The organism is Paucibacter sp. M5-1, from assembly GCF_027498415.2.
Lineage (GTDB): Bacteria > Pseudomonadota > Gammaproteobacteria > Burkholderiales > Burkholderiaceae_C > Roseateles_E.
Map to the genome: position 1 here is coordinate 4,909,153 of NZ_JAPZLM020000001.1, position 18,268 is coordinate 4,927,420.

Consider the following 18,268-nt stretch of genomic DNA (forward strand, 5'->3'; position numbering starts at 1 on the left):
ATGCGAGCCCCCATCGCCGTGTGGCGCTTGTTGCGCCTGAGCCTGCACATCCTGCATGGCCTGGCGCTGATCGCCTTGCGCTTTGATGGTCTGACCAAGCCGCAGCGCCAGCATTACATCCAGTGGTGGTCGCGCAAGACCTTGCGGCTGCTGGGGGTCGAGCTGCAGCTGCGCGGTCAGGGCCGGCCGGGCGCCAAGCTGGTGGTGGCCAACCATGTGTCCTGGCTGGATATCGCCGCCATGCATGCGGTGCTGCCCGAGGCGCGCTTTGTTTCCAAGGCCGAGCTCAAGCACTGGCCCATCGTCGGCATGCTGGTGGTGGGCGTGAACACCCTGTTCATCGAGCGTTCCAGCAAGCGCGATGCCCTGCGCGTCGTGCACCAGACGGCCGAGGCGCTGCAGGCCGGCGACACCGTGGCGGTCTTCCCCGAAGGCACGACCGGCCCCGGCCCCGAGCCCTTGCCATTCCATGCCAATCTGCTGCAGGCGGCCATCGCCACCGAGATGCCGATCCAGCCGGTGGTGCTGCGCTGGCATGAGCCCGGTGAGCGCTTCAGTACGACGGCCCGCTTCGTCGGCGACATGACCCTGGTGCGCAGCCTGTGGAGCGTGGCCAGCGCGCAGGGCCTGGCCATCGAGATCCAGATCCTGAGCGCTCATGGCAGCGCGCATGCCGACCGGCGCGCGCTGGCCGAGCGTCTGCGCGGCGAGATCGCCGACGCCCTGGCTTGATCTGACAGGCCCCCGGCTCGCACGCTGCTGGCCTACAGTCGGGGCATGACGCTTGCATCGCTGCAGATACGCCGGGTCGGCATCGACACCTGGCGCGAGAACGTGGCCTACCTGCACCGCGACTGCCCGGTGGTGCGGGCCGCGGGCTTTCAGGCCTTGTCCAAGGTCGAGGTCCATGCCAACGGACAAGTGATCCTGGCCGTGCTCAATGTGGTCGATGACGAACGCATCGTCAGCAATTGCGAGCTGGGGCTGAGCGAGGACGCCTTCAAGCGCCTGGGCGTGTTTGAAGGCCACAGCGCCAGCATTGCCCATGCCGAGCCGCCGGCCTCGATTGCCGCGCTGCATCGCAAGATCAATGGCGAGCGGCTGGGCCGGCAGGAGCTCGCCGCCATCATCCGCGATGTGGCCTCGGCCCGTTATTCCAAGATCGAGCTGGCGGCCTTCGTGGTGGCGACCAACCAATACGAGCTCGACCGCGAGGAGGTGCTGCATCTGACCGAGGCCATGATCGCGGTGGGCCGCAAGCTCGACTGGCAGCACCAGGTCGGCGCCGGCCTGGTGGTGGACAAGCACTGCATAGGCGGCATTCCCGGCAATCGCACCTCGATGCTGGTCGTGCCCATCGTCGCGGCGCACGGCATGCTGTGCCCCAAGACCAGCTCGCGCGCGATCACCTCGCCGGCCGGCACGGCCGACACCATGGAGGTGCTTGCGACTGTGGAGCTGAGTTTCGAGCGCATGGTCGAGATCGTGCGCCAGACCCGGGCTTGCCTGGCCTGGGGCGGCACGGCCGATCTCTCCCCGGCCGACGACATCCTGATCTCGGTCGAGCGCCCGCTGTCCATCGATTCGCCGGGCCAGATGGTGGCCTCCATCCTCAGCAAGAAAGTCGCGGCCGGTGCCACGCATCTGGTGCTGGACATTCCCGTGGGGCCTAGCGCCAAGGTACGTTCCGCCCCGGAGGCCCAGCGTCTGAAGAAGCTGTTCGAATATGTGGCCGGCCATCTGGGCCTGCAGCTCGATGTGCTGCTGTCCGATGGTCGCCAGCCCATCGGTGCCGGTATCGGCCCGGTGCTGGAGGCGCGCGACGTGATGGCCGTCCTGCAGGGCGAGCCCGGCGCACCGCAGGATCTGCGCCAGAAGGCCTTGCGGCTGGCCGGCCGCATGATCGAGTTCGATCCCGATGTGCGCGGCGGCCAGGGAGAGCGGATCGCCCGGGACATCCTCGATTCAGGCCGCGCGCTGGCCCGCTTCAACGCCCTCATCGATGCCCAGGGTCGGCGTGCCGAGAGGCCCGTCCTGGGCGCACTGACCCATGAGGTGCTGGCCAGTGCGCAGGGTGTCGTGGTCGATTTCGACAATCTGCGCATCGCCCGTATCGCCCGCCTGGCCGGTGCGCCCCAGGCGGCCGGCGCCGGCCTGCTGCTGCTGAAGAAGCTGGGCGATCCGGTGCGCTGCGGCGAGCCGCTCTACCGCATCCATGCCGCGTTCGAGGCCGACCTGGCCTTTGCCCGCGCCCATGCCGACAAGGACCCCGGCTGCCGGGTCGGCGCCCCCGAACAACTGCCGCAGGACTTTGCCGGCGGCTCAATCTTCTCGCTGTGATGACCGATACCCTGCTGCTTGCCTTTGACGATGAACGCGCGCTGGCCGAGGAGCTGGCGCAGGCCCTGGGCATGCCGCTGGACTTTGTGACACGCCATCGTTTTCCGGACGGCGAGTTGCGCCTGGTCCTGCCCAAGCCCTTGCCTGCGCGCGTGATCCTGCTGCGCGGTCTGCAGCAGCCCAATGAAAAACTGGTCGAGCTCCTGATCGCCGCGCCCGCCGCCCGCGAGCTGGGCGCGCAAGCCCTGACCCTGGTCAGCCCCTATCTGGCCTATATGCGCCAGGACATGGAGTTCACGCCCGGCGAGGCGGTCAGCCAGCGCCATATCGCGCGGCTGCTGGCCGCGCAGTTCGACCATGTGCTGACGATAGACCCGCATCTGCACCGCATCGCCAGCCTCGACGAGGTGATGCCGGCGGGGACGGGTCTTGCCCTATCGGCCGCGCCGCTGCTGGGGCGCTGGATCGCCGAGCGGGTGCCCGGTGCGCTGCTGCTCGGCCCCGACGAGGAATCGGGCCAGTGGGTCAGCGAGGCGGCCCGCGCCGGCGGCCTCGATCATGCAGTGGGCCGCAAGGTCCGCCATGGCGACCATGTGGTCAGCCTAGCGCTGCCCCAGGTCGAGGTGCAGGGCCGCGCGGTAGTGCTGCTGGACGATATGGCCTCGACCGGCCGCACCCTGATCGGCGCGGCCCAGGGCCTACTGGCGCGCGGCGCGGCCTCGGTCGATGTGGCGGTGACCCACGCGCTATTCAACGGCGACGCGCTGCCGGCGCTGCAAGCGGTGGGCGTGCGCCATGTCTGGAGCAGCAATAGCGTGCCGCATGCCAGCAATGCCGTCAGCGTGGTGCCGCTGCTGGCTGCGACGCTGCGGCCACTACTGACTCAGGCCTTGCCCTGATTCGCCACCGCCGCAGCGGCCTTGGCGGCCGCCTCGGCGTCGCCCAGGTAGTAGCTCTTGATCGGCTTCAGGTTCGCATCGAGCTCGTAGACCAGCGGGATGCCGTTGGGAATATTCACGCCAACGATCTCGTTGTCGCCGATATTGTCCAAATACTTCACGAGGGCGCGGATGCTGTTGCCATGGGCCGCGATGACTAGGCGTTTACCCGATAGGATCGCCGGCGCAACGCTTTCGTTCCAGAACGGCATCACGCGGGCCACCGTGTCTTTCAGGCATTCGGTCAGCGGCACATCGCCGTCCTTGAGCTTGGCGTAGCGGATATCGCTGCGTTCGCTGCGCGGATCGCTGGCTTCCAGCGCCGGCGGCGGCGTGTCGTAGCTGCGGCGCCAGATCAGCACCTGCTCGTCGCCATACTGCTTGGCCATATCGGCCTTGTTGAGGCCTTGCAGCGCGCCGTAGTGGCGCTCGTTGAGGCGCCACTCGTGCACCACCGGCAGCCAGGTGCGGTCCATCTGGTCCAGGCAGTGCCACAGCGTCCAGACGGCGCGCTTGAGCACCGAGGTGTAGGCGACATCGAAATCCAGCCCGGCCTGCTTGATCAGGCGGCCGGCCTGCTTGGCCTGTTCGACGCCCGTGGGGGTCAGGTCGACATCGGTCCAGCCGGTGAAGCGGTTTTCGAGATTCCAGGTGGATTCGCCATGGCGAATGAGCACGAGCTTGTACATGGACGTGGGTCTTGTTGGATGCAGCCCGTTTTTGGGCTGGCGCGATTCTAAATGCGAGCAAAAGCCGGGCTATTGCCGGCCAGTTGTGATTCAAGACCGGGCGGCGCTGGCCGAAAACCCGGTGATGTGCGGGGCGAACATCGCACGTTTGTGCTGTGTTCGCGCACCGAAAACCAGTTTGTCGTTGAAGGAGATGTTGTGATGATGTTGTCGACCGCTCGATCGAGCCTGTACCGTCTGCTGCCCCTGGTCGCCGCCCTGGCGAGCCTGGGCGCGCAGGCGCAGAGCTCCCAGTCCGCGTTCACGTTCTCGGGCTTTGCCACGCTGGGCGTGGTGGGCACGGACACGAACAAGGCCCACTATGTGCTGCCCGGCCAGGTCCGCGGCGGCGACAAGTCCTTCAGCGGCGAGGTCGACAGCAAGCTGGGCCTGCAGGCCACCGGCCGGCTCAACTCGGTGTTCTCCGGCACCGCCCAGCTGCTGACCAAGCAGAACGGCAAGGGCAGCTTCACGCCCGAGCTGGAGTGGGCTTTCGTCAAGGCCCAGCTGCTGCCGTCGCTGGCGCTGCGCGCCGGCCGCATGGGCGCGCCATTCTTCGCGGTCTCCGATTTCCGCGATGTCGGCTATGCCAATACCTGGCTGCGCCCGCCGCTGGATGTCTACGGCCAGGTGCCGGTCAGCCATTTCGATGGCGTTGACGGGCTGTATCAGACGAATATCGGCTCGGCCACCGTCAGCGCCCAGCTGTTCGCCGGCAGCTCTTCGGCGCATTTCGAGCGCACCAAGCTCAAGTTCAAGGACCTGATGGGCTTCAACACCACGGCCGAGCTGGACGGCGGCATCACGCTGCGCCTGGGCCATGCGGTGGGCAAGATCACGGTCGAAAGCGCCACGCTGGACCAGCTGGTGGCCGGCCTGCGCGGTGTGCCGCTGCCGACGGTCTCCAGCGTTGGTGACCAACTGTCGGCACGCTCCAAGGACGTCAGCTTCACCGGCGTCGGCCTGGCTTTCGACGAGGGCAACTGGCTGTTCAACAGCGAGTACACCTTGCGCCGCACCAAGACCTACATCCCCGACACCACCGGCTGGTACACGACCCTGGGCTACCGGGTCGGCAAGTTCACACCCTATCTGACGCTGTCGCGCCTGAAGGTGGACGACAACAACGTCGACAACACCATTCCGCTGGGCCTGTCGCCCCAGCTCAACGGCTTGAAGGCCCTGGTGGACGCCACGGTCGAAGGCCAGCGCACCGAGCAGAAGACGGTGGCCCTGGGCCTGCGCTGGGACGCGATGCGCAATGTCGCGGTGAAGACCCAGTTCGACCGCATCAGCCCCAAGGGCAGCGGCCTGTTCACCCGTGTCCAGCCCGGCTTCGGCAGCGGCCATGTCAATGTCTACAGCCTGGCTGTGGATGTGGTGTTCTGAGGCGGGGTGCAGTCATGATGAAAAACAAACTTCGTCTCTCCTTGACCGCCTTGGCCCTGAGCGCAGCCGGTCTGGCCCAGGCCCAGGTGGCCGTGATCGTCAACCCGAAGAACGCCACGGCCGCGATGACGGCCGACCAGGTGGCCGGCATCTTTCTCGGCAAGAGCAATACCTTGCCCGGCGGCGCCACCGCTGCGGCGCTGGACCAGCCCGAAAGCGCGGCCGTGCGCGAGCAGTTCTATACCAAGGTGACCGGCAAGCAGGCCGCCCAGGTCAAGGCCGCCTGGTCGCGCCTGGTGTTCTCGGGCAAGGCCACGCCGCCCAAGGAGCTGGCGAGCTCGGCCGAGATCAAGAAGTTCGTCGCCGCCAATGCCGATGCGATCGGCTATATCGAGAAGTCGGCGGTGGACGGCAGCGTCAAGGTCGTGCTGAGCGTTGACTGATTGCTTTGTAGAGGCCGCGGTGCCGAGCCGCTGGAGACAATAACTATGAATGTCCGAACCCGGATCTGGCTGCTGCCAGCGTTTGCCGCCCTGATCTTTGCCGTGGGCATTGCCGTGGTGTGGGCGTTTTCGGCCCGCACCTCGGCGGCCATCGCCGCGGTGGGTCAGACCGACTACCCCTATCTGGACGCCACCACCCAGTTCGCCTCCAATCTGGAGGCACTGGGCGTGACGATACAGAGCGCGGTGGCCGAGGGCGAGAAAAAGCGCCTGGACGAGGCCAACGAACGCGCCGCGACGATGCGCAAGCTGCTCGATGCGATCGCCCGCATCGACGGCAAGGCCGAGATGGGCGCCAAGCTGAAGACCAGCTTCGAGGCCTATTTCGCGGCCTCGGTCGAGACGGCCGAGCTCTTCATGGGCATCAAGCAGGGCGACCAGGCCGGCGCCGTGCCCAAGATGCAGGCGGCCTTGAAGGCCGTCGAGACGGTCGTCGCGCAGGCGCGGGTGGAGGCCAACGAGGGCTTCGAGTCCGGCCTGGCGCGCGCCAATGACGGCGTGTCGGCCAGCCTGATGGCCATCCTGATCAGCGGCTTGGTGGTGGTGCTGGCGCTGGGGGTCGGATCCTGGCTGGTGATAGGCAGCGTGTGGCGCCAGCTCGGCGGCGAACCCGAGTACGCCCGCGATGTGATGCGCATGATGGCCGACGGCGATCTGTCGCAGACCATCGCGGTGGCACCCGGCGCCGAGGCCAGCCTGCTGGCGGCAGTGCGGGCGATGTCGCAGGGCCTCTCGGCCATCGTCGCCAATGTGCGCAGCGGCACCGATTCGATGACGGTGGCCTCGCGCGAGATCGCGGTCGGCAACCATGATCTGTCGCTGCGCACCGAGAAGCAGGCCAGCTCGCTGGAGCAGACCTCCAGCAATATGCAGGACCTGACCGGCACGGTGCGCCAGAGCGCCGAAGCCGCCGCCCAGGCCAATCAGCTGGCCGGCTCGGCCGCAGCGGTGGCGCAAAAGGGCGGCGCGGTGGTGGGCCAGGTGGTCGCGACCATGGACGAGATCAATGCGAGCTCGAAGAAGATCGCCGACATCATCGGCGTGATCGACGGCATCGCCTTCCAGACCAATATCCTGGCGCTGAACGCGGCGGTCGAGGCGGCCCGGGCCGGCGAGCAGGGTCGCGGCTTCGCGGTCGTGGCCGGCGAGGTGCGCTCGCTGGCGCAGCGCAGCGCCGAGGCGGCGCGCGAGATCAAGGGCCTGATCGGCACCTCGGTCGACAAGGTCGAGACCGGTGCTCGCCTGGTGCAGGACGCCGGCAGCACGATGAGCGAGATCGTCGCCAGCGTGCAGCGGGTCTCCGACATCATCGGCGAGATCACCGCCGCCTCCAGCGAGCAGAGCGCCGGCATCGGCCAGGTCAACCAGTCGATCGCCCAGCTCGACCAGATGACCCAGCAAAACGCGGCCCTGGTCGAACAGGCCGCCGCGGCAGCCAGCAGCCTGGAGCAGCAGGCCCAGGCGCTGCAGACGGCGGTATCGACCTTCAAGCTCGGCTGAGGCCTGTGGGGTGGCCGGGTTTTATAATCCGGCCCTTTTCTCCAATCGGACCTGCCCTTGAACTTCCTGCTCGACAACTGGTATTTGGTGCTGGCGGCGCTTGCGTCCGGCGGTTTGCTGCTGTGGCCGAGCCTGGCGCGCAGCGGCGCGGCCATCTCGACGGCCGAGGCCGTGCGCCTGATCAACCGTGAGAAAGCGGTGCTGATCGATGTCAGCGAGCCGGCCGAGTTCGCCGCATCGCATGTCAGCGGTGCCCGCAATATCCCGCTGTCTGCCCTGCAAGAGGGCCACAAGCAACTACCCAGCAACAAGGCCCTGCCTGTGGTGGTGGTGTGCCAGACCGGCGCACGCGCTGCGCGCGCTGCTGGCATGCTGCGCAAGCTGGGCTACGAAAAGGCCCAGCCGCTGGCCGGCGGCGTCAATGCCTGGCGCGAGGCGAATTTGCCTGTCGAGAAGAGTGCCTGAGTCAATCCTATGCAAGCCGTGAAGATGTACACCACCCAGGTCTGCCCCTACTGCGTGCGGGCCAAGAGCCTGCTGAAGCAGCGCGGCGTCGAGCAGATCGAGGAGGTCCGCATCGATACGGACCCGGCGGCGCGCGAGGCGATGATGGCGCTGACCGGCCGGCGCACCGTGCCGCAGATCTTCATCGGCGACACCCATGTCGGCGGATGTGACGATTTGATGGCCCTGGATCAGCGTGGGGGCTTGCAGACGCTCTTGCAAGGCGCCTGAGCGCGGGGGATGGCGGCCGGGTGGCCTGGGCCATAATCCCGCCCTGCTGCCCGTGGCGCTTGGCCGACGGGCTTTTATTTGGAAAGACATCATGGCCGACGAGAGCAACAACACCCCCGTGTTCCAGATCCAGCGCATGTACCTGAAGGACTTGTCGCTGGAGCAGCCGAATTCGCCCCAGATCCTGCTGGACCAGGCCCAACCCCAGGTCGACATCAACCTCGCGCTGTCCGCCGAGCCGGTGGCCGACGGCATCTACGAGGTCTGCGTGACCGCCACCGTGACGACCAAGGTCAATGGCGACAAGACCCTGTTCCTGATCGAGGCCAAGCAGGCCGGCATCTTCGAAATCCGCAATCTGCCGCAAGACCAGGTCGAAGGCATTGTCGGCATCGTCTGCCCGCAGATGATCTATCCCTATCTGCGTGCGGTGGTCTCGGACGTCTGCACCCGCGCCGGCTTCCCGCCGGTGCTGCTGACCGAGGTGAACTTCCAGGCCATGTTCGAAGCCCAACAGGCTCAGCGCGCCGAGCAGGCCGCCACCCCGACGATCAACTGAGACCGTTCTCGGTGATGATGCGCCCCGAGCAGCAGCAGCAGCCGGGGCGTTTTTGCATTTCAGATCCACTGACATGAAGATCACGATATTGGGCGCCGGGGCCTGGGGCACGGCGCTGGCCATCCAGGCTGCCGCGCGCCACGAGGTGCTGCTGTGGGCGCGCGACAGCGCCGCCGTGGCCGAGATGGCCGCGACCCGCCGCAACCAGCGCTACCTGCCCGACACCGTCCTGCCCGACGGCCTGGCGCTGAGCGCCGATCTGGCGGCGGCCATCGCCCATGGTCGCGATGGCCTGCTGATCGTCGCCACACCGATGGCCGGTCTGCGCGAGATGCTGGCCGCGCTGCCCGATGGTGCGGGCGTGCTGTGGCTGTGCAAGGGCTTCGAGGCCGGCACCGGTCTGCTGGGACACCAGATCGCGGCCGCCGTGCAGCCGCGCCTGCGCGTGGGCATCCTGTCGGGTCCCAGCTTTGCGCAGGAGGTCGCGGCCGGCCAGCCCACTGCCCTGGTCGCGGCCAGCGGCGACGCGGCGCTGGCGCAGCTGGCGGTCGATGCCTTTCACAGCGAACGGCTGCGCGTCTACACCTCGGCCGATCCGGTCGGCGTCGAGGTCGGCGGCGCGGTCAAGAACGTGATGGCCATTGCGGTAGGCATTGCCGACGGCCTGGGCCAGCGCGCCGGGGCCGGCAATCTGCTGCCGGGCCTGAACGCCCGCGCCGCGCTGATCACCCGGGGCCTGGCCGAGATGCTGCGCCTGGGGCAGGCGCTGGGCGCACGGACCGAAACCTTTATGGGGCTGTCGGGCATCGGCGATCTGGTGCTGACCGCCACCGGCGATCTGTCGCGCAACCGCCGCGTCGGCCTGCTGCTGGCCGAAGGCCTGGCGCTGCCGCAGATCCTGCAGCAGCTGGGCCATGTGGCCGAGGGCGTCTACAGCGCTCCGACCGTGCTGGCGCGTGCCGCCGCCGCCGGTGTGGACATGCCGATCACCGCTGCGGTCGTGGCCGTGCTGGAGGGGCGTTTGAGCCCGGTCGAGGCGGTCGAGCTGCTGATGGGCCGCGAGGCGCGGCCCGAACACTGAACAGGAATCCACTCATCATGCAACGCCGTCATCTTTTGCAGGCTGCGGCCGCTTCATGGGCCTTGCCGGCGCTGGCCCAGGCCTGGCCCAGCCGCCCGATCAAGCTGGTCGTGCCCTTCCCGGGCGGCAGCTCGCCCGACATCATCGCCCGTGCGATCGCCGAGCCGCTGGCCGCCAGCCTGGGCCAGCCGGTCGTGATTGACAACCGTCCCGGCGCCGGCGGCAATATCGGTACCGGCGCGGTGGCCAAGGCCGAGCCCGATGGCTACACCTTGCTGTTCACGATCCAGGGTCCGCTGGTGACGGCGCCACTGCTGAGCAGCAAGCTGGCCTATGACCCGGTCAAGGAGCTGCAGCCGATAGGCCTGGTTGCGACCAGCCCGAATGTGCTGGTGGTCGACCCCAAGCTGGGCGCCCACACGCTGGCCGATTTCGTGCGTATCGCCAAGGAGCGCAAGGGCCAGCTGAACTACGGCAGCGTCGGCAATGGCAGCGCCGCCCATCTGGCGATGGAGAGCTTCAAGCAGCGCGCCGGCATCGATCTGGTCCATGTGCCGTACCAGGGCTTTCCGCAGGTGGTCAACGCGATCCTGGCTGGCCAGGTGCAGGCCGGCTTCATGGTGCCCGGCATCGCGATGGGCCAGGTGCGGGCCGGCAAGCTGAAGGCGCTGGGAGTCACCAGCCCGGGCCGGGTCGGCTCGCTGCCCGAGCTGCCGACCCTGGCGGAGTCGGGCTATGCCGGCTTCGAGGCGATCTCCTGGCAGGCCATGCTGGCACCGGCCAGGACGCCCGCGGCCATTGTTCAGCGGCTCTCGACCGAGCTGGTGCGCATCATCAGGAGCGACGAGGTGCGCGGCAAGATGCTGAGCCAGTACTTCAGCGCGGCGGCCTCGACGTCGGATGCGCTGGCGGCGCTGATGAGGAGCGAGCGCGGGCGCTGGGGCCAGATGATCAAGGCGGCCGGAGTGGTCGCCGAGTAGTCAGGCCGCGCCTGCGTAGCCGTTCTGCCGCCAGGCCTCGAACACCGCCACCGCGACGCTGTTGCTGAGGTTGAGGCTGCGCTGCTCGGGCCGCATCGGCAGGCGCAGGCGCTGCTCGGGCGCAAAGCTCTCGCGCAGCGCCGGCGCCAGCCCGGCGGTCTCGGAGCCGAACACCAGCCAGTCGCCGGGCTGCCATTGCGCATCGCCGAAATGGCGGCTGCCGCGCGTCGTGAACGCGAACATCCGGGCGGGGTCGGGTCTTGCCTGGTCGAGAAAGGCCTGCCAGTCGGCATGGCGCAGTACCGGCGCGTACTCGTGATAGTCGAGCCCGGCGCGCTGCAGCAGCTTGTCCTCCATCGAGAAGCCCAGCGGCTCGATCAGATGCAGGTGGCAGCCGGTGTTGGCGGCCAGGCGGATGATGTTGCCGGTGTTGGGCGGGATTTCCGGCTGGACCAGGACGATATTGAACATGGGGAGAGCTTGATCAGTTGTCTGCGGTGCGCGCCACCACCCAGGCCTGCACCCGGCTGACCCCGGCCTTGCGCAGCAGCCTGGCCAGCTCGAACAGGGTGGCGCCGGTGGTCATCACATCGTCGACCAGGGCCACATGGCAGCCGCGCAGCTCGCGCATTCGCTTGGGTTCGATCGCGAAGGCATGCTTCACGTTCGCGGCGCGCTGCTCAGGAGGGAGATTGAGCTGATGCGCAGTATCCCTCACGCGCAAGAGCAGATGGGCGTGGCAGACCAGTTTGCGGCGCTTGGCCAGCGCACGGGCCAGCTCGTGGCTCTGGTTGTAGCCGCGCTCGCGCAGGCGTTCGCGCGACAAGGGCACCGGCAGCACACAGTCGGGCTCCTCGGCCTGCGCGCTGGCCAGGGCCTGGTCGAGCCGGTCCAGCAGGGTCTCGCGCAGGTCCAGGGCCTGGTGGAATTTGTAGCGCTGCAGCAGCGCGTCCCAGGGGAAGGCATAGTCCAGCGCCGCGATGCAGCGCGTCAGCGGCGGCGGATGGCGCAGGCAGGCGCCGCATTTGGGTTCGGGGTGGCCGGTCAGCTCGGCCGGCAGCCGCGCCGCGCAGGTCCAGCAGCGTGGCACCGGGCGGGCATAGCGCATCAGGCAGTCGACGCAGACGCGCTGCGCCGACCAGGCCCGGCATACCGCGCATTGGCCGGGGCAGCGCATCAGCACCCGCTCGACCAGCGAGGGTTTGGAAGAGGCCAGGGCGCGGCGGTCCATGGCTCAATATACTGCCGCCCCATGTTCCCGCCCGATGAATCCACCGACGCCCGGCGTCCCGAACGCCAGCAGATCGATGCGCGGGCCCTGGTCCACCACCTGCGCCGCCTGGCGCGTGCCGATGATCCGCCCTGGCTGCACGCCGAGATTTCGCGCCGCATGGCCGAGCGCCTGCCGGTGATCAAGCTGCAGCCCGAGCGCGTCCTGCAGTGGTCGGCTTTTCTCGGGGGCAGTGGTGAGGACCTGCGCCAGGCCTATCCGCAGGCCGCCCAGCTGCTGGTGGAGCCGGTGCCCGCGCTGCGTGAGCGCAGCCTGGCGCAGCACAAGGGCTGGTGGCAGGTCTTGCGCGGCACTGCCAAACCCTCGGTCAGTCTGCCCCAGCAGGCGGGCGAGGGCGTGGCCCAGCTGCTGTGGGCCAATATGTATCTGCATCTGAGCCCGGACCCCGAAGCGCTGCTGAAGCTGTGGCACCGGGCCTTGGCGGTGGACGGCTTTGTGATGTTCTCCTGCCTGGGGCCGGACAGCCTGCGCGAGCTGCGGCCGCTGTACGAGGCCCTGGGCTGGGGTTTGCCGGGGCCGGAATGGATCGATATGCACGATGTCGGCGACATGCTGGTGGGGGCAGGTTTTGCCGATCCGGTGATGGACCAGGAGCGCATCACGCTGACCTGGAGCGAACCTGATCGGCTGCTGGCCGATCTGCGCGCGCTGGGTGGCAATCTGTCGCCGGCGCGCTTTGCCGGGCTGCGCTCGCGGGCCTGGCGCGGCCGGCTGCTGCAAGCCCTGGAGAGTCTGCGCGGGCCGGACGGGCGCCTGCAGCTGAGCCTGGAGCTGGTCTACGGCCATGCGTTCAAACCTGTCCCCAAGCTCAAGATGGCGGCCGAGACCCGGGTTTCCCTGGATCAGATGCGCACGATGGTGCGCGGGGCGGGCAAGGAATCGTGAGTGGGGCTGCGCAGCGACGCGCAAAGACCACAGGGCCGACAGAGGCGTAGGCTAAAATCCGCCGCCGATCAGGTTCCAGCCATATTGGCCCGAGTCCCTTGTTGATTCAGGTCAGTCGTCTTGTGCGACGCGGTGGCGGGCAAGAAGTGATACACCGAAGTTTTGCGCCCGCTGTGCCCCGTATAGGCGTGACCTGGTCTCAGGCGAAGATTGCGAAGGATGTAGCGGCAGCGAACGACAGCGTTCTCTGCCGCTAAGTCCGTGGGTTGAATTTGAACTAGAAGCGACGACCATGACGATGATGAACGCACGAGTGCATCAGCTGGGGCGCCAGATCAGCCAGCTGGCGTTGGCCTCCGGTGCCACGCTGGCCAGCCAGGCGGCCTTGGCGGTGAATGACTTGCCAGGTGGCCCCAAGGTCAACCAGATCAATCTGCACGAGCCGGTCACCAAGATCGCTGCCGAACAGATGTGGTTGCACAACTTCATGCTGGTCATCTGCCTGGTCATCTTCTTCGCCGTGTTCGGCGTGATGTTCTATTCGATCTTCAAGCACCGCAAGTCCAAGGGCGCGGTGTCGGCCAACTTCCACGAGAGCGTCAAGGTCGAGATCGCCTGGACCGTCGTGCCCTTCGTGATCGTAATCCTGATGGCCCTGCCGGCCACCAAGGTGGTCGTCGCGATGAAGGACACCACCAATGCCGACCTGACCATCAAGGCCACCGGCTACCAGTGGAAATGGGGCTATGACTATCTGAAGGGCGAGGGCGAGGGCATCGGCTTCCTGGCCACGCTGGACGCGACGCAGCGCGAGATGTCCGACTCCGGCAAGCCCGAAGCCGTCGACAACTACCTGCTCAAGGTCGACAACCCGCTGGTCGTGCCGGTTAACAAGAAGGTGCGCATCATCACGACGGCCAACGACGTGATCCACGCCTGGATGGTGCCGGCTTTCGGCGTCAAGCAGGATGCGATCCCCGGCTTTGTGCGCGACACCTGGTTCCGCGCCGAGAAGATCGGCGACTACTACGGCCAGTGCGCCGAGCTGTGCGGCAAGGAACACGCCTACATGCCCATCCACGTCAAGGTGGTCTCGGCCGAGGACTACAGCAAGTGGGTGGACGGCGAGAAGAAGAAGCTGGCCGCCAAGGCCGATGATCCGAGCAAGGTCTGGGAGCTGGCGGCCCTGGTGGCGCGCGGCGAGAAGGTCTACAACGCCAACTGCGCGGCCTGCCACAAGGCCGACGGCACCGGCGCCGGCCCGATCAAGCGCCTGGACGCCTCGCCGCTGGTGCTGGATACCGATCATGGCAAGCAGATCGCGGTGCTGCTCAACGGCGCTGCCAACGGCGCGATGCCGGCCTGGAAACAGCTCTCGGACACCGAGATCGCCGCCGTGATCACCTACACCAAGAACAGCTGGACCAACAAGACCGGTCAGATCGTTCAGCCCTCCGAAATCGTGGCGGCTCGCAAGTAAGCCCGGACGTCGAAAAAAGGAAAGCAAGATGAGTGCAGTGCTCGACCATCACGGTCACGACGTTCATGACCATCACGACCACCATGCCCCGACGGGCTGGCGGCGCTGGGTGTTTGCCACCAACCACAAGGACATCGGGACCCTGTACCTGCTGTTCTCGTTCACGATGCTGATGATCGGCGGCCTGCTGGCCCTGGCCATCCGTGCCGAGCTGTTCCAGCCCGGCCTGCAGTTCGTGAACCCCGAGCTGTTCAACCAGTTCACCACGATGCACGGCCTGATCATGGTGTTCGGCGCCATCATGCCGGCCTTCGTCGGCTTCGCGAACTGGATGATCCCGCTGCAGATCGGCGCGTCGGACATGGCCTTCGCGCGCATGAACAACTTCAGCTTCTGGCTGATGATTCCGGCCGCGATCATGCTGGTCGCCAGCTTCTTCATGCCCGGCGGCGCCCCCGCCGCCGGCTGGACGCTGTATGCGCCGCTGACGCTGCAGATGGGCCCGTCTATGGATGCCGGCATCTTCGCGATGCACATCCTCGGCGCCTCGTCCATCATGGGTTCGATCAACATCATCGTCACCATCCTGAACATGCGCGCTCCGGGCATGACCTTGATGAAGATGCCGATGTTCGCCTGGACCTGGCTGATCACCGCCTACCTGCTGATCGCGGTGATGCCCGTGCTGGCCGGCGCGATCACGATGACGCTGACCGACCGTCACTTCGGCACCAGCTTCTTCAATCCGGCCGGCGGCGGCGATCCGATCATGTACCAGCACATCTTCTGGTTCTTCGGTCACCCCGAGGTCTACATCATGATCTTGCCGGCCTTCGGCATCGTCAGCCAGATCGTGCCGGCCTTCGCCCGCAAGCGCCTGTTCGGCTACGCCTCGATGGTGTACGCGACCGCCTCGATCGCGATCCTGTCCTTCATCGTCTGGGCCCACCATATGTTCGCCACCGGCATGCCGGTGACGGGCCAGCTCTTCTTCATGTACGCGACCATGCTGATCGCGGTGCCCACCGGCGTGAAGATCTTCAACTGGCTGGCCACGATGTGGCGCGGTTCGATGACCTTCGAGACCCCGATGCTGTGGGCCGTGGGCTTCATCTTCGTGTTCACGATGGGCGGCTTCACCGGCCTGATCCTGGCGATGGCGCCGATCGACATCCAGGTGCAGGACACCTACTACGTCGTCGCGCACTTCCACTACGTGCTGGTGGCCGGCTCGCTGTTCTCGATGTTCGCCGGCGTCTATTACTGGGGTCCGAAGTGGACCGGTGTGATGTATTCGGAGACCCGCGGCAAGATCCACTTCTGGGGCTCGCTGATCACCTTCAACATCACCTTCTTTCCGATGCACTTCCTGGGTCTGGCCGGCATGCCGCGTCGCTATGCCGACTACTCGATGCAGTACGCCGACTTCAACGCGATTGCCTCGGTCGGTGCCTTCGGCTTCGGCTTCATGCAGGTCTACTTCTTCCTGTTCGTGGTCCTGCCGATGATGCGCGGCAAGGGTGAGAAGGCGCCGCAAAAGCCCTGGGAAGCCGCCGAAGGCCTGGAGTGGGAAGTGCCGTCGCCGGCCCCGTTCCACACCTTCGAGGAGCCGCCCAGGCTCAATGCCAGCGCCACCAAGGTGATTGGCTGAGGACTGAACGATGAACTCGCCTGAGCAACGCAGGAAGAATCTGCGCCTGGCCCTGATCCTGGCCTCGGTGGCGGCGATGTTCGCCATCGGCTTCACGGCCAAGATCCTGATGCTGGGCGCCTGAGATCGCCATGAAAAGCCGCCTCGACATGCTCGCCGCCGCGCTGCGCAGAGACAATCTGCAGTTGGTCGGCAAGCTGAGCCTGGTGGTGGCGCTGATGTTCGGCTTCGGCTACGCGCTGGTGCCGGTCTACAACGCCATCTGCACCGCGCTGGGCATCAATGTGCTGTCGCTCTCGGAGCGTCAGCATGCGCTGCGCGCCGAGGATGTCAAGAACAGCCAGATCGACTACAGCCGCAAGATCACCATCGAGTTCGACGCCAATGCGCGCGGCCCCTGGGACTTCAAGCCGGCCGTCAGGCATCTGGAGGTGCATCCGGGTGAGCTGACCACGGTGATGTACGAGTTCCAGAACATCCAGTCGCGCGCGATGTCGGCGCAGGCGATTCCCAGCTATGCCCCGAAGCAGGCCACGGCCCACTTCAACAAGCTGGAGTGCTTCTGCTTCAACGAGTACACGCTGCAGCCGGGCGAGAAGAAGGCATGGCCGGTGGCCTTCGTGATCGATCCCAAGCTGCCCAAGGACGTCAAGACCATCACCCTGTCCTACACCTTCTTCGAGGTGGCGGGCAAGGGGCAGCAGCAGGCGCTGGTGCAGCCGGAGGCCAAGCTGTGAAAGCCGGTCAGGATCTGAAAGAAGCGGCGGCGCGGCCGGCCTCGTTCCTGCAGACGGTCAAGGCGATTGCCTGGGCCTTCTTCGGTGTGCGGCGCGGCGCCGACTATGAAAAAGATGTGGCCAAGCTCAATCCGGTGCATGTGATCATCGCCGGGGTGATCGGGGCCCTGATGTTTGTGCTGGTGCTGGTGCTGCTGGTCAACTGGGTGATCGGCAGCGGTGTGGCCGGCGCCTGAGAGTCAGCGGAACTGAACAGAGATTAAGTTCGAGGAGAAAAATATGTCGGCAGCGACCACGGCGGGGAAGACCCCCTACTACTTTGTGCCCGGCCCCTCGCGGCATCCGGTCATGGCAGCCATCGGCTTGTTCTTCGTGATCCTGGGCGCGGGCCAGTGGATCAACGGGCATGACTGGGGTGCCTACTCGCTGGGCTTCGGCCTGCTGTGGTGGGCCGTGGTGCTGACGCAGTGGTTCGGCGACGCTATCCGCGAGAGCGAGAGCGGCCTCTACAGCGACCGCATCGATGTCTCCTTCCGCTGGAGCATGGGTTGGTTCATCTTCTCCGAAGTGATGTTCTTCGCCGCCTTCTTCGGCGCGCTGTACTGGGCCCGCATCCAGTCGGTGCCGAGCCTGGGCAGCCTGGAGAATGCGCTGCTGTGGCCTGACTTCAAGGCCCTGTGGCCCAGCGTGGCGGCCGGCATGACGGCATCGCCGGCCGGCATCGTCGAGCCCTTCCAGACCATGGGTCCCTGGCCGCTGCCGACCATCAACACCGCCTTGCTGCTGACCTCGGGCGTGACGCTGACGATCGCTCACCACGCGATGCTGGACGGCAAGCGCGGCAAGACCATCGCCTTCATGTGGGCCACCGTGCTGCTGGGCATCGTCTTCCTGTTCGTGCAGGGCTACGAGTACATGCATGCCTACCGCGACCTGAACCTCAAGCTCAGCTCCGGCGTGTTCGGCTCGACCTTCTTCATGCTGACCGGCTTCCACGGTTTCCATGTGTTCGTCGGCATGCTGATGCTGCTGTTCATCACGCTGCGCCTGCACAAGGGCCACTTCACCAAGGACCGCCACTTCGGTTTCGAGGGCGCGGCCTGGTACTGGCACTTCGTCGACGTCGTGTGGCTGGGCCTGTACGTCGTCGTCTACTGGATGTGATGATGGGCGCGGCCTCGCGCTGAAATGAAAGCGCCGCTAGCAGCGGCGCTTTTTCATTGCTTGCTGGCGTGGCCGTCAGCGTGTCAGCGGCACCCCGGTCGGTTGAATCCAGCCCATGTAGTAGCTCAGCAGAATGAACAGGAACAGCGCCACCGACACGCCCACCCGCACGGCTAGCGCACGTGCCATCCCGCGCGGCTTGCCCCCGCTGTTGCGCAGCATGAAGAGGCCGGCAGCGGCCAGCGCGCCGAGGATGCCGATGAAGGCGAGCAGAAAAACGGTTTTCATGGCTGCTGATTATTCCACC

Annotated in this window: 23 protein-coding genes; 19 read left to right on the plus strand and 4 right to left on the minus strand. The window is 66.6% G+C overall.

Annotation, left to right across the window (positions count from 1 at the left end; genetic code table 11):
• Genes O5M90_RS23325 through O5M90_RS23335 form a run of 3 tightly spaced genes read left to right on the plus strand, consistent with a single transcriptional unit; the run spans position 1 to position 3,239 of the window.
• A complete protein-coding gene (locus O5M90_RS23325; RefSeq protein WP_269837907.1) occupies positions 1-732 on the plus strand; it encodes a lysophospholipid acyltransferase family protein in 732 nt (243 codons plus the stop codon).
• 45 nt (positions 733-777) lie between these two features.
• The gene (locus O5M90_RS23330) at positions 778-2,340 is read left to right on the plus strand and encodes a thymidine phosphorylase family protein (protein WP_269837906.1); all 1,563 of its coding nucleotides are present in this window, start codon (positions 778-780) and stop codon (positions 2,338-2,340) included.
• Positions 2,340-3,239: a ribose-phosphate diphosphokinase gene (locus O5M90_RS23335; protein WP_269837905.1), complete on the plus strand. Its 900-nt coding sequence runs from the start codon at positions 2,340-2,342 to the stop codon at positions 3,237-3,239. The genes O5M90_RS23330 and O5M90_RS23335 overlap by 1 nt, the downstream gene beginning before the upstream one ends.
• On the opposite strand, the gene gpmA is transcribed toward O5M90_RS23335, so the two are convergent.
• Positions 3,224-3,967, minus strand: coding sequence for a 2,3-diphosphoglycerate-dependent phosphoglycerate mutase (gpmA, locus tag O5M90_RS23340; protein ID WP_137943133.1), 744 nt, complete (start codon positions 3,965-3,967; stop codon positions 3,224-3,226). The genes O5M90_RS23335 and gpmA overlap by 16 nt on opposite strands.
• Here gpmA and O5M90_RS23345 point away from each other — a divergent pair.
• The 9 genes from O5M90_RS23345 to O5M90_RS23385 all read left to right on the plus strand — a co-directional run bounded on the left by O5M90_RS23345 (position 3,966) and on the right by O5M90_RS23385 (position 10,753).
• Positions 3,966-4,169 carry a hypothetical protein gene (locus O5M90_RS23345; protein WP_269837904.1) on the plus strand — a complete coding sequence of 68 codons (204 nt, stop codon included), beginning with the start codon at positions 3,966-3,968 and terminating at the stop codon, positions 4,167-4,169. The genes gpmA and O5M90_RS23345 overlap by 2 nt on opposite strands.
• Positions 4,169-5,395: a porin gene (locus O5M90_RS23350; RefSeq protein WP_171018268.1), complete on the plus strand. Its 1,227-nt coding sequence runs from the start codon at positions 4,169-4,171 to the stop codon at positions 5,393-5,395. Before O5M90_RS23345 ends, O5M90_RS23350 begins: the two co-directional genes overlap by 1 nt.
• Positions 5,396-5,412: 17 nt before the next feature.
• On the plus strand, positions 5,413-5,838 hold the full coding sequence (locus O5M90_RS23355) for a hypothetical protein (RefSeq protein ID WP_137943131.1): 426 nt from the start codon (positions 5,413-5,415) through the stop codon (positions 5,836-5,838).
• A gap of 45 nt (positions 5,839-5,883) precedes the next feature.
• The gene (locus O5M90_RS23360; RefSeq protein WP_269837903.1) at positions 5,884-7,398 is read left to right on the plus strand and encodes a methyl-accepting chemotaxis protein; all 1,515 of its coding nucleotides are present in this window, start codon (positions 5,884-5,886) and stop codon (positions 7,396-7,398) included.
• Between the two features lie 57 nt (positions 7,399-7,455).
• On the plus strand, positions 7,456-7,863 hold the full coding sequence (locus tag O5M90_RS23365; RefSeq protein WP_269837902.1) for a rhodanese-like domain-containing protein: 408 nt from the start codon (positions 7,456-7,458) through the stop codon (positions 7,861-7,863).
• 9 nt (positions 7,864-7,872) lie between these two features.
• Positions 7,873-8,133, plus strand: coding sequence for a glutaredoxin 3 (gene grxC / locus O5M90_RS23370; RefSeq protein WP_137943128.1), 261 nt, complete (start codon positions 7,873-7,875; stop codon positions 8,131-8,133).
• Between the two features lie 91 nt (positions 8,134-8,224).
• Positions 8,225-8,692 (plus strand): protein-export chaperone SecB, encoded by a 468-nt coding sequence (gene secB, locus O5M90_RS23375; RefSeq protein WP_137943127.1) that lies wholly within the window; start codon positions 8,225-8,227, stop codon positions 8,690-8,692.
• 73 nt (positions 8,693-8,765) lie between these two features.
• Complete coding sequence (locus tag O5M90_RS23380; RefSeq protein ID WP_262971183.1) at positions 8,766-9,773, plus strand: NAD(P)H-dependent glycerol-3-phosphate dehydrogenase; 1,008 nt, start codon at positions 8,766-8,768, stop codon at positions 9,771-9,773.
• 17 nt (positions 9,774-9,790) lie between these two features.
• The gene (locus O5M90_RS23385; RefSeq protein WP_269837901.1) at positions 9,791-10,753 is read left to right on the plus strand and encodes a Bug family tripartite tricarboxylate transporter substrate binding protein; all 963 of its coding nucleotides are present in this window, start codon (positions 9,791-9,793) and stop codon (positions 10,751-10,753) included.
• Here the strand turns inward: O5M90_RS23385 and trmL are convergent, their stop codons facing one another.
• Both trmL and O5M90_RS23395 read right to left on the minus strand, forming a co-directional pair.
• Entirely contained in the window at positions 10,754-11,224 is a 471-nt protein-coding gene (gene trmL, locus O5M90_RS23390; RefSeq protein WP_269837900.1) for a tRNA (uridine(34)/cytosine(34)/5-carboxymethylaminomethyluridine(34)-2'-O)-methyltransferase TrmL, read from the minus strand.
• Between the two features lie 13 nt (positions 11,225-11,237).
• Positions 11,238-11,984: a ComF family protein gene (locus tag O5M90_RS23395; RefSeq protein ID WP_269837899.1), complete on the minus strand. Its 747-nt coding sequence runs from the start codon at positions 11,982-11,984 to the stop codon at positions 11,238-11,240.
• Positions 11,985-12,005: 21 nt separating this feature from the next.
• Here O5M90_RS23395 and O5M90_RS23400 point away from each other — a divergent pair, with 21 nt between their 5' ends.
• From O5M90_RS23400 to O5M90_RS23430, 7 genes are all read left to right on the plus strand, one after another.
• Entirely contained in the window at positions 12,006-12,929 is a 924-nt protein-coding gene (locus O5M90_RS23400) for a biotin synthase (RefSeq protein ID WP_269837898.1), read from the plus strand.
• A gap of 301 nt (positions 12,930-13,230) precedes the next feature.
• Positions 13,231-14,409: a cytochrome c oxidase subunit II gene (gene coxB / locus O5M90_RS23405; protein WP_440402525.1), complete on the plus strand. Its 1,179-nt coding sequence runs from the start codon at positions 13,231-13,233 to the stop codon at positions 14,407-14,409.
• 28 nt (positions 14,410-14,437) lie between these two features.
• Complete coding sequence (gene ctaD, locus O5M90_RS23410) at positions 14,438-16,060, plus strand: cytochrome c oxidase subunit I (RefSeq protein WP_269837896.1); 1,623 nt, start codon at positions 14,438-14,440, stop codon at positions 16,058-16,060.
• A 10-nt stretch (positions 16,061-16,070) separates the two neighbouring features.
• Positions 16,071-16,184 carry a cytochrome oxidase small assembly protein gene (locus O5M90_RS23415; protein WP_262971178.1) on the plus strand — a complete coding sequence of 38 codons (114 nt, stop codon included), beginning with the start codon at positions 16,071-16,073 and terminating at the stop codon, positions 16,182-16,184.
• Between the two features lie 7 nt (positions 16,185-16,191).
• Complete coding sequence (locus tag O5M90_RS23420; RefSeq protein WP_269837895.1) at positions 16,192-16,797, plus strand: cytochrome c oxidase assembly protein; 606 nt, start codon at positions 16,192-16,194, stop codon at positions 16,795-16,797.
• Entirely contained in the window at positions 16,794-17,033 is a 240-nt protein-coding gene (locus O5M90_RS23425; protein WP_266004327.1) for a DUF2970 domain-containing protein, read from the plus strand. The genes O5M90_RS23420 and O5M90_RS23425 overlap by 4 nt, the downstream gene beginning before the upstream one ends.
• Positions 17,034-17,076: 43 nt before the next feature.
• On the plus strand, positions 17,077-17,961 hold the full coding sequence (locus O5M90_RS23430) for a cytochrome c oxidase subunit 3 (protein ID WP_137943120.1): 885 nt from the start codon (positions 17,077-17,079) through the stop codon (positions 17,959-17,961).
• Between the two features lie 75 nt (positions 17,962-18,036).
• Here the strand turns inward: O5M90_RS23430 and O5M90_RS23435 are convergent, their stop codons facing one another.
• Positions 18,037-18,249 (minus strand): DUF2909 domain-containing protein, encoded by a 213-nt coding sequence (locus tag O5M90_RS23435; RefSeq protein ID WP_137943119.1) that lies wholly within the window; start codon positions 18,247-18,249, stop codon positions 18,037-18,039.
• Positions 18,250-18,268 lie beyond the last annotated feature (19 nt).

Bases quoted from the DNA above. Each gene is read 5' to 3' on its own strand.
- O5M90_RS23325 (WP_269837907.1), top strand. From the start codon at position 1: ATGCGAGCCCCCATCGCCGTGTGGCGCTTGTTGCGCCTGAGCCTGCAC.
- O5M90_RS23330 (WP_269837906.1), top strand. From the start codon at position 778: ATGACGCTTGCATCGCTGCAGATACGCCGGGTCGGCATCGACACCTGG.
- O5M90_RS23335 (WP_269837905.1), top strand. From the start codon at position 2,340: ATGACCGATACCCTGCTGCTTGCCTTTGACGATGAACGCGCGCTGGCC.
- O5M90_RS23345 (WP_269837904.1), top strand. From the start codon at position 3,966: ATGGACGTGGGTCTTGTTGGATGCAGCCCGTTTTTGGGCTGGCGCGAT.
- gpmA (WP_137943133.1), bottom strand. From the start codon at position 3,967: ATGTACAAGCTCGTGCTCATTCGCCATGGCGAATCCACCTGGAATCTC.
- O5M90_RS23350 (WP_171018268.1), top strand. From the start codon at position 4,169: ATGATGTTGTCGACCGCTCGATCGAGCCTGTACCGTCTGCTGCCCCTG.
- O5M90_RS23355 (WP_137943131.1), top strand. From the start codon at position 5,413: ATGAAAAACAAACTTCGTCTCTCCTTGACCGCCTTGGCCCTGAGCGCA.
- O5M90_RS23360 (WP_269837903.1), top strand. From the start codon at position 5,884: ATGAATGTCCGAACCCGGATCTGGCTGCTGCCAGCGTTTGCCGCCCTG.
- grxC (WP_137943128.1), top strand. From the start codon at position 7,873: ATGCAAGCCGTGAAGATGTACACCACCCAGGTCTGCCCCTACTGCGTG.
- secB (WP_137943127.1), top strand. From the start codon at position 8,225: ATGGCCGACGAGAGCAACAACACCCCCGTGTTCCAGATCCAGCGCATG.
- O5M90_RS23380 (WP_262971183.1), top strand. From the start codon at position 8,766: ATGAAGATCACGATATTGGGCGCCGGGGCCTGGGGCACGGCGCTGGCC.
- O5M90_RS23385 (WP_269837901.1), top strand. From the start codon at position 9,791: ATGCAACGCCGTCATCTTTTGCAGGCTGCGGCCGCTTCATGGGCCTTG.
- trmL (WP_269837900.1), bottom strand. From the start codon at position 11,224: ATGTTCAATATCGTCCTGGTCCAGCCGGAAATCCCGCCCAACACCGGC.
- O5M90_RS23395 (WP_269837899.1), bottom strand. From the start codon at position 11,984: ATGGACCGCCGCGCCCTGGCCTCTTCCAAACCCTCGCTGGTCGAGCGG.
- O5M90_RS23400 (WP_269837898.1), top strand. From the start codon at position 12,006: ATGTTCCCGCCCGATGAATCCACCGACGCCCGGCGTCCCGAACGCCAG.
- coxB (WP_440402525.1), top strand. From the start codon at position 13,231: ATGAACGCACGAGTGCATCAGCTGGGGCGCCAGATCAGCCAGCTGGCG.
- ctaD (WP_269837896.1), top strand. From the start codon at position 14,438: ATGAGTGCAGTGCTCGACCATCACGGTCACGACGTTCATGACCATCAC.
- O5M90_RS23415 (WP_262971178.1), top strand. From the start codon at position 16,071: ATGAACTCGCCTGAGCAACGCAGGAAGAATCTGCGCCTGGCCCTGATC.
- O5M90_RS23420 (WP_269837895.1), top strand. From the start codon at position 16,192: ATGAAAAGCCGCCTCGACATGCTCGCCGCCGCGCTGCGCAGAGACAAT.
- O5M90_RS23430 (WP_137943120.1), top strand. From the start codon at position 17,077: ATGTCGGCAGCGACCACGGCGGGGAAGACCCCCTACTACTTTGTGCCC.
- O5M90_RS23435 (WP_137943119.1), bottom strand. From the start codon at position 18,249: ATGAAAACCGTTTTTCTGCTCGCCTTCATCGGCATCCTCGGCGCGCTG.